The sequence below is a fragment of the Mesorhizobium sp. C395A genome (assembly GCF_030323205.1).
Taxonomy (GTDB): domain Bacteria; phylum Pseudomonadota; class Alphaproteobacteria; order Rhizobiales; family Rhizobiaceae; genus Mesorhizobium.
In genome coordinates, this window is sequence record NZ_CP100473.1 from 2,894,903 (window position 1) to 2,908,695 (window position 13,793).

Consider the following 13,793-nt stretch of genomic DNA (forward strand, 5'->3'; position numbering starts at 1 on the left):
CCATCGGCTACTTGTTGCAATTTTGCACGGTCGAGGTCGTTGCGCCACTTGCAGTGTTGTTATCGATGTCATTGCCTGCGGCGTCCTTGCAACGGTCGGTCATGCCGTTCGATTTTGTAGTCGAGTTTGTGGAATTCGGATCGGTTGGCACGGCCGCATTCCCGCTGCCAGTGCCATTGCCAGCGGCGCCGCCGCTGCCAACAGTTCCAGTACCAGTTCCATTACCCGTGCCAGCCGTGCCGCCAGCACCCGTTCCATTTGTCTGCGCCAGGGCGGAACCGGCCAAGGCAATAGTTAGCACCGACGCGGCTAGAATTTTCTTCAACATTGGAGTCTCCGTGTTTGAATCGCCGAATTGCGATCGCTTTCCCAACGACAGGTTTTTCTCATTGTTCCCGGCGTAATGGATTGTGATCCGCAGCAGCCTTCGTCGAGGTGGACACTCTTGACGGCGCACGAATTGTGATGAGACCTGACAAGGGCAGGATGGGCTTTGTTCAACACCAAAGCGATATGTTGGGCGCGGCTGCATGCATCCGTCGCGGATCGCGATGCGGAATGTGGGCAAGACGGGTTACAACAGAAGCGGCGATCAGAGCTGCGAGCGAACCGGCCGCCTTGATGTTAATCTGACGGTTGAATCTCAAGACCATTCCGACGCAGGAGCAGAACGCATGCCGGCTCGATCCGAAGGATTTACAATCGCTCTGGCTCACAACGGGGATGCACGAACGCAGGCGGCCGCTGCGCTCTATCGACACAACATCGAACAAACCGGAATCGATGACCGGGCAGTGATCGGCGCGGAGCTTACCGACCCCTCGGGAAAGATCTGGGGTGGAATTTGGGGCAGAACGGAACTGGGGCTCCTGTTTCTCGACATGTTCTTCTTGCCTGAAAAATTGCGTGGCCGATCCTATGGATCACAGCTTCTTATGGCGATTGAGGAGGAAGCCGTTAGGCGTGGATGCAAGAGAGCCGTCGTCGAGACGAGCAGTTTCCAGGCGCCTCAATTTTACCGGCATCATGGGTGGTTTGAGGAATTCGGCAAGGTCGAATTCGTTATTCCAGGACACGCCCGCATCTTCCTTCGCAAGAACCTGCAGTAATCTTTGCGGAGGCGCCATCTGCACGAACGGCTGTTCGCCGGCAAAACGCCGGCGCCTTAGCCCTCCCAGCCGTAGCCATCTACTCCCGAAGGTCCTTTTGCCCTTTCCATCCGGGAAGCTCGGTCATCGGGCATAGCAGCCGCGGTCGCGCCGGATCGGAGATATCGAGTTTATCCCAGGGAATGCGGTACAGGCCGTCGCGGCGGCGCAGCCGAAACAGGTCGAGCATCGCGATGCCGATGGTCGAGGCCGACAGACGCTCGAACGCGGCGTAGATGCCAACGTGGAATTCAGTAACGACGAGCTCGTCGCCACGCTGTTCGGCGAGAATCTCTTCGATGTGACCGATGCTCTTTCCGCGCTGCGAGAGCACGCGTCGCCCGGCAAGATGTTCGAGGTTGACTGTCCTCATCATCACGCTCCTGGGATGCGCCCGATGACATGATCGCGCAACCAGTCCTGCCAGGCGAAAATCGACGTCTCGCCCACCTCGATGTCACATTCGATGTCGAGCCCGTTGTCCTGCACCTTTTTCCACGCAATCCTGTGTGGCACGGCGTGGCGTTTGCCACCCACCCTCGTCGCCAGTTGCGCCATCCATTCCCCGGGCCGCGCGCCAAGGCGGCGCGCCAAAGTGATGGAGCCGAGTTCTATCGCGACAATCCTTGGTGGTTTGCCCCGCCGCAACTCGGCCACCACTCCGTCGACCTTGCCGATCTTGACCCGCCGGCGGTCGAACACCTGCTTGTCCAGGAGATCACGCATCAATTCCATCATGTGCCTCCGAATATCTGCAGCGGAATCGTCACCACGGCGAGCACGAAGGCAAGCGCGATAATGAAGACAACGGCGGCATTCGAAATGATGCCGTTGCGATGTTCGCCGACATAGCGTTCGTCATTCAGCAGGAAGAGAAATGGAACTACCGTCAGCGGAAGGCTCGCCGCCGTTACCGCCATGGAAAAGATGGTCAGCCTCAGTGGGTCGAGGCCAAGCATGATCGGAATGGCGGCCAAAAACAATGATGCCGTATAGACGGCACTGAAGCCCGGATCATCGCGCGGCTTGCGATCCTCGCCCCAGGTCCAGCCAAAGCCCTGCGCCACCAGATATGCCTGTTGCAACCCGACTTCGAGTGCGGCGCCGAAACAGGCAATGGCGAGCGAGGCAACGAATAGAACGAACCCCCAGAAGCCGAATATAGGGATCAGCATCAACGGCAGTTGGTGATAGTCGTCCACCTGGTCGATGCCGCGCGTCGCGAGAACGAGAGCAGCGACGATCAACACGCCGATCGAAATGGTCCCACCGAAGGTCATGCCCAGCCCGGCGATGGCACGATTGGCCCCAAGGTGGCTTTCATCCCATTTGTCCTCGATAGCTCCCGAGGAATAGAACATGAAAAGATAAGGCGATATTGACGCGCCGAGAATGCTGGCCGCCATGAACCAGTAATTGATGGCATCGTGAGCCGGCAGCGAAGGCACGGCGCTGCCAGCGACCGCTGTCCAGTCGGGCTTTAACATCACCGCACCAACCACGAAGCACAGCGTCACGAGGCCGAGGACCGAAACGCCTTTCTCGATAAAGCCAAACGTGCCTTTCCACAGCAGCAACCATGCCAGCAACGCCACCGGCAGTGCCCACCACTGGAAGCCTATGCCGGTGGCAAGTTCGAGTGCGATGGCCACACCGCCGATCTCAGCGGACAGCACCATGAAATTGACGAGAAGGACGACGAGCAACGGCCATAGAAAGACGTTGAACCCAAATCTTTCACGAATGCCCTCTGAGATCGTGTGATGGCTCATCGCGGCGAACCGACCGGCCATTTCAACCAAAAAGATGATGCATATGGTGCCGAGAACTATGGCCCAGATTAGCTGGAATCCGAAGGCGGCACCCGCCTGCGCCGCCGTAGCCATCGACCCGACTTCGAGGAAACCTCCGACACTGGTGACGACGCCAAGCGATATTTCCAGAAGCTTCTTCACGGCTTTGGTCCGAAAGCGCTGGTGTAAGCGGCGGCGAGCGAGCGCATGGCCGCCCGAAGATCCTGTTGTGCGCTTTTCACCTCAGTGCGATTGTTCACCCGCAATCCCGCCTCGGCATGCGCCACCGCCACCGACAAACTGTTGACTGCTGCCGTCAGTCCTGCTCGCCCGGCTGGTTCAGCGGTCTCGGCCGATCGAATTTGCGCCTCGACATCGGCCAGCGTTTTTCCGACCGAGTGCAGTGCGGCCGTGGCATAGGCGGACGGTGCCGCTCCCTCCACCCAGGCATCCAGTACCATCGATACGGTCTGTGCCGCGGAGGCCGCTGTTCGTGATTGCTGCGCCACCTGATTGGAAGACGAGCATCCGGCCAACCCGGCTAGAATCAGCAGCAAGCACAGGCAGCCAACCGGAAAATGACGGTCGTTATGGGGTACAGCGCGCGTTGTATGCACCACGCGGATTTCCTCCCCGGCCCGAACCAACTGCGTCCGGCATCAATGATCTAGAGCCCTCGGAGAGCTCGTCAACGAAACCGACGACGAGCCTGTGAGGTCGGCTAGTCAACGTAACAAAACGCTCATCCCGGACAGCCGTGAAAGAGGGAGGCCCGCGCTTCTCTTTGGCGCGGAGAAGCGCGGGAGATCGGGCTGAGGGGATGACCCGATCGCGCAGCATCAACATGGGAGGGCAACAACGCTGCACGGTTCGAACTTCCAACCGAGCCACTTGTTCCAACTTCAACTGATTAGGCTCATTGCCGTTCTGAGTACTCAATCCATGCGTTTGGGGGCCTTTTGAAGGTAGGCCATGGCGAGTTCTCATGGCGAAGAACGGCTTTTGCCCCAACGCTCATCCATGAATGCGCGCAAGGACCGCGACGACGACCGTCGCCTGACCGTCATGACAGCGCACGATCAATCCAGCCCAAACGCCGCGGAACAATTGTGCCCGCTCGTGGTTCCGATGGCACGAAGATGGAGGATATGATGACGGACGCCAAACTCGCTGTGGTGACCGGCGCCTCGAGTGGCATCGGAAGGGAACTCGCAAAGCTGTGCGCTAAAGACGGTTACGACCTGATCATCGCCGCCGACGAGCCGGCTATCCGGCAGGCGGCAGAGGCACTTGAGACCCACAATGTAACGGTCGAAGCCATTGAGGCCGATCTGGCGACCGTCGAGGGCGCCGATCGGTTGATCTCCCAGATCGGCGATCGCGATATCGACCTGTTGTTTCTCAATGCGGGACGCGGGCTCGGCAACGGCTTCGTCGACCAGGACTGGCGAAAAGTCCGCCGGATCATCGACACCAATGTCACCGGAACGGTCTATCTGGCGCATGAACTCGGCGCCAAGATGGCCCGGCGAGGCCGCGGGCGCATCCTGTTCACCGGATCGATCGCCGGCTTCATGCCCGGCACATTCCAGGCCGTCTACAACGGCACGAAGGCGTTCATCGATTCCTTCTCGATCGCGCTCCGCCATGAGCTGAAAGATAGCGGCGTGACGGTCACCGTGCTGATGCCTGGCCCCACGCAGACGCGATTCTTCGAGCGCGCTGAAATGATGGATACCAAGGTCGGCTCCGATGAAAAGGACAATCCGGCCGATGTCGCCAAAACGGGTTACGAGGCGATGATGGCCGGTGATGAACAGGTCGTCAGCGGTTGGAAAAACAAGCTGCAGGTTGCCGCCGCGCATGTCACGCCGGCAGGCACCTTGGCCGAACAGCACCGTAGGATGGCCGAGCCGGGGTCGGCGTCCAGCGACTGAGCTGATATTTCGCGTCATCAAACGGGCTGGCATTCGAAGAGACCGCATGTGCTGCGCGAGGCAATCTATCGCTGCCGCAAGGCGGCACCATCTCGGTTCCCGGCGTCTGTGTTGGCCTGGTCGATCACATCCCGTCTGGCGGCGATCAATAAGGGACCGGCTTTCCGGATGGGCCAGACGCATACGCAACGCTACCTGGAACCTTTATTGGCGACGGTCCAGAACGGCGAAATCGATTCCTCCTTTCTGACTACCCACCGGCCGATCTGGAAACAGGGCCGGATCTCTACAAGACGTTCCGCGACAAGCAGGAGGTTGTGTCAAAAGTGGTGATGCGGCCTCACGGCCGAGACGGGCAAGGCGACCGACACTCACTGCAATCACAAGGGAACATTCGCGTCGACGGCCGGTTAGGTGCCACTTCCGTAACGGTCACCTGCCGTCAAAGCGAGCCCATGATGAACCACGACCAGCATGACAATGTACCAGACGCAGCGCGTAGACTTGTCGTCGGAAGCATGGCGGGAGGAATTCTCGTCGCTTATGCTTCCACGGCGTCAGCCGATACGGGAACAGTGCCTGCTAAAGCAGGCCCTGCGAGCCCGATGCTCAAACAGAATCCGGTGACGCAATATCCCCAGCCGCCGTTCAAGCCACAGGAACAGAAGTGGCCGGGTTTGGCCACCAAGATGGTGCCGCGCCCGGATCACGGCGAAACAACCTACAAGGGATCAGGCAAGCTTGCCGGTCGCAAAGCGCTGATAACCGGCGGCGATTCCGGAATTGGTCGTGCGGCGGCGATTGCATTCGCGCGCGAGCGTGCGGACGTCGCTTTCGGCTACCTCCCCGAACAGGAAGACGCCGACGAACTGGTGGACCTAATAAAAGCGGCAGGTCAAAAGGCTTGCCGGCGATATCCGCAATTAGGCCTTTTGCAGAAAGCTGGTCGATGAAGCAGCAACGCCCCTCGGCGGTCTCGACATCCTGGTCAGCAACGCTGCCCGCCTCACTCGAGTCAACGGTCCTCAAAAAGGGCCGCCAGGCCCACCGCTCCTTAGGCGTGGTGGGCTTTCAGACTGTCCACAGGAGGAACCAATGGCTGGCGATGAAATAGAAAGAAGGCGACTGCAGATGTTGATCGAACAATATCTGGAGACCCGTAAGCGACGGCACGATTTCGTGTCGATCGCGAATGCCGAACTCGCGATCAAGGCGGTCATGCCGCATTGCCCGGTGTCAAACGCAGCGTTGGCAGAGATGATTGCCGCTGGCGCCGTCACTTACGGCCTTGGCGTCCTATTCGACGCGAAGCAAACCGAGGGCGAACTGCCCGTTGTTTGCTAGGCTCATCGCCTGACCAATCGTCGCGCGGTCGCGAAGTTTCGCCCAGCTCTGGAATACGCCAGACCGGGAGCATGCCAATCGTGCCGGCCGGATCGCAGGCACTTGCCGGCGACGTCGTCTCGGGCCTGGACCCGAATGTCGTCGCATATCTGATGAAAAACCAGTGTCTTTGTGCAGTTACCGGGCTTCTCGTTGGGTTGGCACCGTTCCGCTGTCCTGGTGTCTTGCCAAAGCTGTCGGTTGAACACCGAGCATATTTCGCACGGCCTCGACCAGCGCGGCAGCCCACACGGGTTTTGACAGCATCTTGTGATGACGCAAATCCTGCGGAATGTCGGATGTTGTGTACCCACTGACGAAAATAAACGGAATTCCGCGTTGCGCTAGAAGAGGGACAAGGGCAGCGCTGGTCTCGCCGCCGAGACCAATGTCCAGGACCGCGGCAGATATGACTTCACTCTCGATCAGCTTTTTCGCGCGAGCAACGGACGGCACTGGCCCGGCGATGGCGAAGCCGGCCTCTTCCAGAATTGCGCGGTGCTCCTCCGCGACCAGCCATTCATCTTCGACGATAAGGATACGAGATGCAGTCACGTTTCGCTCTCCCGATGATCAAACGGAAACTCAATCCGCAAGCTCAAACCATCGGAACCGAAAGATGTTTCAAAATTTCCGCCAAGCCGATACTCAATTTCGCCTTTCACCAGCGAAAGACCAAATCCCGTCTTCTCAGGCGGAATGACAGCGGGACCGCCGCTTTCTAACCATTCGAGCTGAAAACCGTGATCCGACGCCGACCAAGTCACGGACACCACGCCGTTTGGCACGGACAAGGCGCCATATTTTCCAGCATTCGTGGCAAGTTCATGGATCACCATGCCAAGCGACAGGCCCTGCTGAGGCTTGAGCCGAATGTCCTCGCCTGTGGTGTTGATGCGTTCCAGCCCGAACGGCTCGACTTCCTGCCGCACGATTTCCTCTACCGAGACCTCTTTCCAGCTTTCACGCGAGAGCACTCCGTAGGCCCGGGCCATGGCGCGCAGGCGACCGATGAGCGCTTCGGCGAAAGCCTCCGAAGAGGGAGCATTTTTCAGGGTCTGACTGGCAATGCTGACCGTAACAGCCAGCATGTTCTTGACCCGATGGTTGAGTTCCGAGATCAATACCCGCTGGTGGGCTTCGGCTTCAGCCATGGTCGTCACATCGACAAAGGTCACCACCACGCCCTGGATTTTCCGCGCGCTGTCGCGGTAGGGGATCAGCCGCACGAGATAGTGGATGCCGTTGCTATCGCGCGGCAGCTGGTGCTCGATCATCTCGCCGGCCCTGAAAACCTGGGCAATATGGTCGCGCAGGTGCGGATAATCGAGCCGGCTGGCAAGATCGGTCAGCGGTCTTCCGATGTCGGTCGGCAGCAAGTTGAAGAACGAAGACGCCGCCGGCGTGAAGCTGCGGATAACCAGCTTGGTATCGAGAAAAACAGTCGCGATCTGTGTGCTCTCGAACAGGTTCTTCAGATCGCTGTTGGCACGATCGAGATCCTCGATCTTGGAAACCAGTTCGGCATTGATGGTGTTCAATTCCTCATTGAGGGACTGCATTTCTTCCTTGGAGGCCTGGAGCTCCTCATTGGAGGACTGGGCTTCTTCGTTGACCGAGACGAGTTCCTCATTGGAAGATTTCAACTCCTCCAACGCGGTCTCATATTCTTCGATCGTCGATTGCAGGCGCTCGCGCGTATCGCGGAGCTCGCGTTCGAAATCAGCAATCCCAGATGCCACCGGCTGTCGAACCTTTAGAGCCTCCAGCCGCGGCTGCGGCTGGCCCACCGGCTCGAACAGGACGAGAAACAGCGGCTCGCCGCTGCCGCGATCAGTCAAGGGCTCGATCGTCAATGTGACGAATTGGACACGATCTTCATCTTCTTCAATGGCTATCGCTTCGCGCACAACCGTGCGCCGGCCCTCGGCGGCTTCCCGCAAAGCGCCGCGCAATTCCAGACGCAGGCCGCTGCGTGCCATTGTGAGCAATTGTCTGCTCGGCACCCCTTGCGGCGGCTCGAGATATTTGCCGGTTCGGACCGAGTAATAGACGACATCGCCATCACCATTGACGACGACGTGAGCCGGAGCGAAGCGTTCGAGAACCTGCGCTTCAACGGTTTGCCTTAGGGAATAAGACAAGCCGCGGCGGGCATGTGTGTCATTGGCGCTGGAAAAGTTGGTTGCAGGCGCAGCATTCAACAAGATCGGCAGCCGCGGCGGCGCCGAATGTTCTCGTGCCTTGAAGATCCGTTGTTTCTTGTCGACCGGTGCGAACAGGTCGGCATGCTGGCTTATGCTTTCGGAGGTGCCAAGGAACAGATAGCCACCGGGCTTCAGCGAATAGTGGAAGGTCGGAATAACCTGCTTTTGCACATCGGGGCCGAAATAGATCAGGAGGTTCCGGCACGACACCATGTCCATGCGCGAGAAGGGTGGATCGCGGATGACGCTGTGCGCCGAGAAGATGCAGAGATCACGTACGCTCTTGCTCAAGATGAAACTTGTGCCGTCATTGCTGAAGAAGCGTTCGCGACGTCCAGGCGAAACGCCCGCAAGCAATGACTCCGGATAGCGCGCCGAACGTGCGATGCCCAGCGCCGCGTCATCGATGTCCGTGGCGAAAATCTGGATGCGCGGCACGGCCGAAAGTGTATCCATATGCTCGCGCATCAGCATTCCGATCGAGAAGACTTCCTCGCCGGTTGCGCAGCCGGGCACCCAGACGCGGATCGTATCGTTGGCGTCCTTGCCTTCGAAAAGTTTGGGGATGACGGTTTCTTCCAGGGTCTTGAAAGCGTCCGTGTCGCGGAAGAAATTTGTCACGTTGATCAGCAGGTCGCGAAACAGCGAGCGCACTTCCTCCGCATTTGAACGAAGCAACTCTATATAGGCATCGATCGCGGTGTTCTGTGTTATTTGCATGCGTCGCCTGACGCGACGCAAGAACGTCTTGGCCTTGTAGCCCGAGAAATCATGTCCCGAATGGCTGCGCAGGATCGCGTAGATTTCCTCCTGGCCCTTGCGGAGTTTCAAAGCACTGGCCTTGCCATCGTCAGCTTCAAGCTCGTCGAGCAGTTCAAAGCTGTGGGCAAATTCCATGAGTTTCGCACCCATCTCATCGGCCGGGATGGCGATATCAATCAGACCGGAACTGATCGCGCTGCGCGGCATGTCGGGATTGCTCGGACCCGACTCGTCGGAGAGTTGCGCCAGCGTCAGGCCGCCATGCTCCTTGATTGCCTTGATGCCCAACGTACCGTCGGAATCGCCGCCCGACAGGACGACGCCGACGGCGTATTCGCCCTGATCCTCGGCCAGCGCGCTAAAAAAGATATCGATGGGCTTGCGCTCCCTGGACACCGAATTCGGTTGGCGCAACTTTAGGCTGGAATTTTCGATGGTGAGGATCGCGTTGTGCGGCATCACGTAGACGGTGTCAGGATGGATATCCATTGCATCTTCAGCGACACGAACCGGAATTCCGGTGTAAAGCGCAATCACTTCGTGCAGCAGACTTTCCCGTTCCGGGCTGAGATGCGTGACGATCACGAACGCCATCCCGCTCGAAGACGGCATCCCGCGAAAAAATCCCTCCATGGCGGCAATGCCGCCCGCAGAGGCGCCAATACCGACTATGGGGAACCTCGGCAGCTTTTGCATCAATTGTCCTGCTTCAGTGAAATGCAACGCGGCAGCGCTGATTTCGATCCAATGTGTAAACCGTTCCTGGTCGAATTCCCATCCCGCACCGCCGATAGCCACGGAACCGATGAACGCGACCGCCGTTTAAAGCCCGGAGGGCTGCTATGTTATTAGGCATGCGAATTCTGCTCGTCGAGGACGAATTCTTGCTGGCAAGCGAACTTGCCTCCTATTTCAGCGATTGTGGAGCGACCGTTTTGGGGCCGGTATCGTCAGTCAGCCGGGCTCGACGATATATCGATTCAGCGGATGGGGCGGTGCTGGACATCGATCTTAACGGTGAGACTGTTTTTCCCCTCGCCGATGAGCTGACGGACAGAGGCATCCCGTTCGTATTCTTCTCCGGAAACGATCAGATCACCCTACCGGAGCGGTTCCGATACACCCAAAACCTCTCCAAGCCGGCCGGGTTCAGGACAGTTGCCGGGATTCTCGCCGCGCAGTCAACAGCGCTTGGTGAAGACAACGTTTTCCGCGCTCTTCCAAAACTGAGGCTGTCCGCCCGGCTGTTGCTGGGCGACCCACAAGCGGCCGATCGCCTCGTCGAACGGACATTGAAGGCGGCGCTGGAGGAGCGGTTGTCGACGCGGCATGACCTTCCCTTGAGCGAATGGCTCAACACACTCATGGAGGAGGTGCTCCGCAACGACAGGTCTGGCATTATGAATTAAGATTGTCCGATAGTTTGCCGCAGACCGCCCCGTCGACCGCCCCCCACCCCGGTACCCTCCGCCAAGAGCGCTTCGCTTCGTCTTGCAAATACGGCCGCATTCCTGCTAGAAATCGTCGTGGCCAAACCTCCGCAAACCAAACCTGACTCATTCCGCGATTCCGTTGAGGGCGACGCACTCGCAGCGCTGCTCGACGAAATCGCAGAAGAGGAAACACCTGAACGGCTGTTGAAACTCGCCCTTGAGCTGCAGCAGCAACTGCTGTTGTCAAAGCAGCTGAAAAATCCCAACTGAACGGCCTGCAGCTAGGCATCTTGATTTGCCTCGAGTTCCACGATGGCGTCATCGCCTCGTTCGCCAGACCCCTGGTGCGGTAATCTTTCAGCGCTCGATGTGGGCGAAAGCCCAGTCTCAATAGCTCAGCCGTTCTGCGCCCAGAAAGCCCTGATCCCATCATGGCGCGATGAGACGACCTGGAAAATCAGGGCCGACTTGGGTCGCAGCCCGAGGTCGATCACTGCTGCCCTGGCATCTCGGTATTTTCTTGCGGGCTCTTTTTGACGCCGGCCGCGGGTGATGTCTCGGCGGGGGCATTGCCGCCTTGGTTCTGTTCCGGGGTGCGCTTTACCGGCGATGTCTGCCACGATCCGCCTGAAAGGGGTGTGAACACAAAGAAGGCTAGCAGGGCGACGAAGATTACAGCCGCAATGACGACGCCCCACCCGAGTACATTTCGGGTGCCACGCTGTTCTTCCTTCCGGGACACATGCTCCGTCATCACTGGACTCCTTTGTGTCGTTCGATGAGGTACAAATTATCGTGCAGGATCGACCGCACGGTCTGCTCTTCCCCGACGCGTGCCGCCAGCACAGCCGAAGAAGCTGAAGCTAATCTTCTCCAGCTTTTCGGCTGCCTGGTTTGGCGGCCCGCTTTGGCGCTTTCGGCACTGTCGGTTGCCGCTCGGGTGCAGGCGGATTGATCGCCTCGTGCGCCAAACGGGCTTTGCGCAATCGCGCCGTTTTCTCTTCCCGCGCTTTGCGCTCGGCTTCCATTACTCCTTGTGCGTAGAGGGTGGCTCGTGCGTCTCTGTCGTTTGCGGATCCACTGGCCGCCATAGTCAGCCCTCCGCCTTGTAATTTCTTGCTTCCTTCTTGGCGCCGGCTTTGCCGTGCTGGGCTGCAAGCTCTTTGGCCTGCCCGGGTGACACGTCGGTGGCTTCGGCCAACTTGATTGCCTCTTGTTCAGAGAGATCTCTGTCCTTTCGCGTGGGGTTCCTTGTCATCGCAGATCTCTTATCAGAGCCCAAACGACCGGACCGGCGGTGTGTTCCGTGGAACCTTCGATAGTCCACCGATTGAGGCGGGCTATCGCGCTTCCGGCAACGAGCGAAAAGTTTCTGATGCGGGCTGACAAGATACACGATCAGCTTCAAGGCCTTTCGAACTGCTCCGGCAAGCCGGGTTATGGGCGGGCTATGGCCGCGTGGGAACGCGTGACACACGGACGGATTCAGGCATCGATGCCAGGCGCTAGTTCTCGCCCGCGAGCGTGGCGAGAAATGACCGCCGCCATTCTGCTGCGTCATTGCGCGTGATGCGCTTGAGCAGTGCACTATGCCTTGCAATTCTTTCCCCAAGCGGCATCGCGAGCGCTTTTGCGATCGCGTCGGCAACCTCGTCGACCGCATACGGGTTCACGATCAAGGATTCGGCAAGTTCTTCGGCCGCACCTGCAAAACGCGACAATACCAGCACTCCGGGATCGGCTTCGTCCTGCGCGGCTATGTATTCCTTGGCGACGAGGTTCATTCCGTCACGCAGGGGCGTGACCAATCCGACCTGGCTAGCGCGCAACAGGCCAGCAAGCCGAGAGCGTGATACGGCACGGTGGATGTAGCGGATCGGGGTCCAAGCCAAATCCGCGTATCTTCCGTTGACCGCGCCGGCGGTTGCTTCAAGCTGGGCCCGGATGTCGGCATAGGCGCTGACCTCCTCGCGCGTCGGCGACGCAATCTGCAAATAGGTTGCCGCTCGCTCGTGTTCCGGATGCCTTTCCAAAAGACGAGCGAAAGCCTGCATGCGGCCGGGGAGACCCTTGGAGTAGTCCAGCCGATCGACGCCGATGATTTGCTTGAGGCCCAGAATCTGGCGGCGCATGGAATCGATCTGCACATCCTCCGCCGCCTCATTGGCCATGCGTGCGATTGAATCGACGTCGATGCCTATCGGAAAACACCTCGATAACACCGTGCGGCCGTTCATCTCAGCCGAACCATTGATATCAAAAGTAGTGGAGTTGGCCGCCTGCACTGAGCGCCGGAAATTCCCCACGTCCGTTTCGGTCTGGAACCCCACGACGTCATATTGAAGCAGATCATCGATGAGTTCTTCATGGTCGGGCGTGGCTACAAACAGGTCAGGCGGCGGGAACGGTATGTGAAGAAAGAAACCGATCCGATTCCGGACTCCCAGCCGCCGCAACTGGGCGGCCAAGGGGATAAGGTGGTAGTCGTGAACCCACACCAGGTCGTCGTTGCCCGACAGCAGTCCTGCGAGCGCCTTCGCGAACCGCGCATTGATCTGCCGGTAGGCGTGTAGAAACTCTGCCCGGTGGTTCACCAGGTCGAGTCGGTAATGAAAAAGCGGCCACAGCGTGCTGTTGGCATAGCCATTGTAATAGAGCGAATACTCCTCATAGGGCAGGGTAAGCGCAGCCGTCTCGATCTTTCCCACGCGTTCCAAGCGGATCAGCGGTTCGTCGCTCGCGGCGTAGTCCTGATACTCAGCGCTTGCTCCTAGCCACAGGCCTCCACGCTCGGCCAACGCATCCCCGATGCCTACAGCAAGTCCGCCGGCTTGCGACAGATCGCGAATGTTCCCCAGCCTGTTCGAGACGACAACCAGACGACGCGGGATGGCGCGATCGCCAGTTAGCTCAGCCTCCCCACCTAAGGCGTCGCGCTCAAGGGGATCACCAACCGTTTGCGAGGCCTCGTTGAAAATTTCATCCGGTCGCTGCAACAAGAGCAAATCCTGAGCGTGAAGATCGCTTGGGGAACGGTCCGCGCGTGCGATTGTTCCCGACGTAAGTGTCCAGCCGGACTCGCTGGATCACATTCTCGGCCCGCTCGGCGCCTTTTTCAGCGGCTCTCGCA

At 59.0% G+C, this 13,793-nt stretch carries 14 protein-coding genes and 1 pseudogene; 6 read left to right on the forward strand and 9 right to left on the reverse strand.

The window, feature by feature from the left end; translation table 11 throughout:
- Window positions 1–7: 7 nt before the first annotated feature.
- Window positions 8–328, reverse strand: a complete 321-nt coding sequence (locus tag NLY37_RS14215) for a hypothetical protein (protein WP_031195797.1) — start codon at window positions 326–328, stop codon at window positions 8–10.
- A 202-nt stretch (window positions 329–530) separates the two neighbouring features.
- On the opposite strand from NLY37_RS14215, the gene NLY37_RS14220 reads away from it, so the two are divergent.
- A complete protein-coding gene (locus tag NLY37_RS14220) occupies window positions 531–1,109 on the forward strand; it encodes a GNAT family N-acetyltransferase (protein ID WP_245270901.1) in 579 nt (192 codons plus the stop codon).
- 79 nt (window positions 1,110–1,188) lie between these two features.
- Here the strand turns inward: NLY37_RS14220 and NLY37_RS14225 are convergent, their stop codons facing one another.
- The 4 genes from NLY37_RS14225 to NLY37_RS14240 are packed head-to-tail and all read right to left on the reverse strand — an operon-like array spanning window position 1,189 to window position 3,561.
- Window positions 1,189–1,521 carry a hypothetical protein gene (locus NLY37_RS14225; RefSeq protein ID WP_023681169.1) on the reverse strand — a complete coding sequence of 111 codons (333 nt, stop codon included), beginning with the start codon at window positions 1,519–1,521 and terminating at the stop codon, window positions 1,189–1,191.
- Between the two features lie 2 nt (window positions 1,522–1,523).
- Window positions 1,524–1,886 carry a hypothetical protein gene (locus tag NLY37_RS14230; protein ID WP_245260609.1) on the reverse strand — a complete coding sequence of 121 codons (363 nt, stop codon included), beginning with the start codon at window positions 1,884–1,886 and terminating at the stop codon, window positions 1,524–1,526.
- Window positions 1,883–3,103, reverse strand: a complete 1,221-nt coding sequence (locus NLY37_RS14235) for an NRAMP family divalent metal transporter (protein ID WP_023668066.1) — start codon at window positions 3,101–3,103, stop codon at window positions 1,883–1,885. The genes NLY37_RS14230 and NLY37_RS14235 overlap by 4 nt, the downstream gene beginning before the upstream one ends.
- A complete protein-coding gene (locus NLY37_RS14240) occupies window positions 3,100–3,561 on the reverse strand; it encodes a hypothetical protein (protein WP_245265504.1) in 462 nt (153 codons plus the stop codon). Before NLY37_RS14240 ends, NLY37_RS14235 begins: the two co-directional genes overlap by 4 nt.
- A 519-nt stretch (window positions 3,562–4,080) precedes the next feature.
- On the opposite strand from NLY37_RS14240, the gene NLY37_RS14245 reads away from it, so the two are divergent.
- The 3 genes and pseudogenes from NLY37_RS14245 to NLY37_RS14255 all read left to right on the forward strand — a co-directional run bounded on the left by NLY37_RS14245 (window position 4,081) and on the right by NLY37_RS14255 (window position 6,222).
- Window positions 4,081–4,878, forward strand: coding sequence for an SDR family NAD(P)-dependent oxidoreductase (locus NLY37_RS14245; protein ID WP_023696321.1), 798 nt, complete (start codon window positions 4,081–4,083; stop codon window positions 4,876–4,878).
- A gap of 605 nt (window positions 4,879–5,483) precedes the next feature.
- Window positions 5,484–5,883, forward strand: a pseudogene (locus NLY37_RS14250) (SDR family NAD(P)-dependent oxidoreductase); the annotation flags it as partial.
- A gap of 90 nt (window positions 5,884–5,973) precedes the next feature.
- Window positions 5,974–6,222 carry a hypothetical protein gene (locus tag NLY37_RS14255; RefSeq protein ID WP_023681163.1) on the forward strand — a complete coding sequence of 83 codons (249 nt, stop codon included), beginning with the start codon at window positions 5,974–5,976 and terminating at the stop codon, window positions 6,220–6,222.
- 177 nt (window positions 6,223–6,399) lie between these two features.
- Here NLY37_RS14255 and NLY37_RS14260 read toward each other — a convergent pair whose 3' ends face one another.
- Both NLY37_RS14260 and NLY37_RS14265 read right to left on the reverse strand, forming a co-directional pair.
- Window positions 6,400–6,816, reverse strand: a complete 417-nt coding sequence (locus NLY37_RS14260; RefSeq protein WP_023741815.1) for a response regulator — start codon at window positions 6,814–6,816, stop codon at window positions 6,400–6,402.
- Window positions 6,813–9,926, reverse strand: coding sequence for a CheR family methyltransferase (locus tag NLY37_RS14265; protein WP_023741816.1), 3,114 nt, complete (start codon window positions 9,924–9,926; stop codon window positions 6,813–6,815). Before NLY37_RS14265 ends, NLY37_RS14260 begins: the two co-directional genes overlap by 4 nt.
- Before the next feature lie 158 nt (window positions 9,927–10,084).
- On the opposite strand from NLY37_RS14265, the gene NLY37_RS14270 reads away from it, so the two are divergent.
- Both NLY37_RS14270 and NLY37_RS14275 read left to right on the forward strand, forming a co-directional pair.
- Window positions 10,085–10,639 carry a response regulator gene (locus NLY37_RS14270; protein ID WP_050588792.1) on the forward strand — a complete coding sequence of 185 codons (555 nt, stop codon included), beginning with the start codon at window positions 10,085–10,087 and terminating at the stop codon, window positions 10,637–10,639.
- A gap of 117 nt (window positions 10,640–10,756) precedes the next feature.
- A complete protein-coding gene (locus NLY37_RS14275; protein ID WP_023741817.1) occupies window positions 10,757–10,933 on the forward strand; it encodes a hypothetical protein in 177 nt (58 codons plus the stop codon).
- Window positions 10,934–11,153: 220 nt separating this feature from the next.
- On the opposite strand, the gene NLY37_RS14280 is transcribed toward NLY37_RS14275, so the two are convergent.
- Both NLY37_RS14280 and NLY37_RS14285 read right to left on the reverse strand, forming a co-directional pair.
- Window positions 11,154–11,417, reverse strand: coding sequence for a hypothetical protein (locus NLY37_RS14280; RefSeq protein ID WP_023668057.1), 264 nt, complete (start codon window positions 11,415–11,417; stop codon window positions 11,154–11,156).
- A 751-nt stretch (window positions 11,418–12,168) separates the two neighbouring features.
- A complete protein-coding gene (locus NLY37_RS14285) occupies window positions 12,169–13,662 on the reverse strand; it encodes an alpha,alpha-trehalose-phosphate synthase (UDP-forming) (protein WP_023741819.1) in 1,494 nt (497 codons plus the stop codon).
- Window positions 13,663–13,793: the final 131 nt, after the last annotated feature.

Coding starts and splice junctions, on each gene's coding strand:
- NLY37_RS14270 (WP_050588792.1), top strand. CDS start 10,085: ATGCGAATTCTGCTCGTCGAGGACGAATTCTTGCTGGCAAGCGAACTT.
- NLY37_RS14230 (WP_245260609.1), bottom strand. CDS start 1,886: ATGATGGAATTGATGCGTGATCTCCTGGACAAGCAGGTGTTCGACCGC.
- NLY37_RS14255 (WP_023681163.1), top strand. CDS start 5,974: ATGGCTGGCGATGAAATAGAAAGAAGGCGACTGCAGATGTTGATCGAA.
- NLY37_RS14225 (WP_023681169.1), bottom strand. CDS start 1,521: ATGAGGACAGTCAACCTCGAACATCTTGCCGGGCGACGCGTGCTCTCG.
- NLY37_RS14215 (WP_031195797.1), bottom strand. CDS start 328: ATGTTGAAGAAAATTCTAGCCGCGTCGGTGCTAACTATTGCCTTGGCC.
- NLY37_RS14245 (WP_023696321.1), top strand. CDS start 4,081: ATGGAGGATATGATGACGGACGCCAAACTCGCTGTGGTGACCGGCGCC.
- NLY37_RS14265 (WP_023741816.1), bottom strand. CDS start 9,926: ATGCAAAAGCTGCCGAGGTTCCCCATAGTCGGTATTGGCGCCTCTGCG.
- NLY37_RS14280 (WP_023668057.1), bottom strand. CDS start 11,417: ATGACGGAGCATGTGTCCCGGAAGGAAGAACAGCGTGGCACCCGAAAT.
- NLY37_RS14220 (WP_245270901.1), top strand. CDS start 531: ATGCATCCGTCGCGGATCGCGATGCGGAATGTGGGCAAGACGGGTTAC.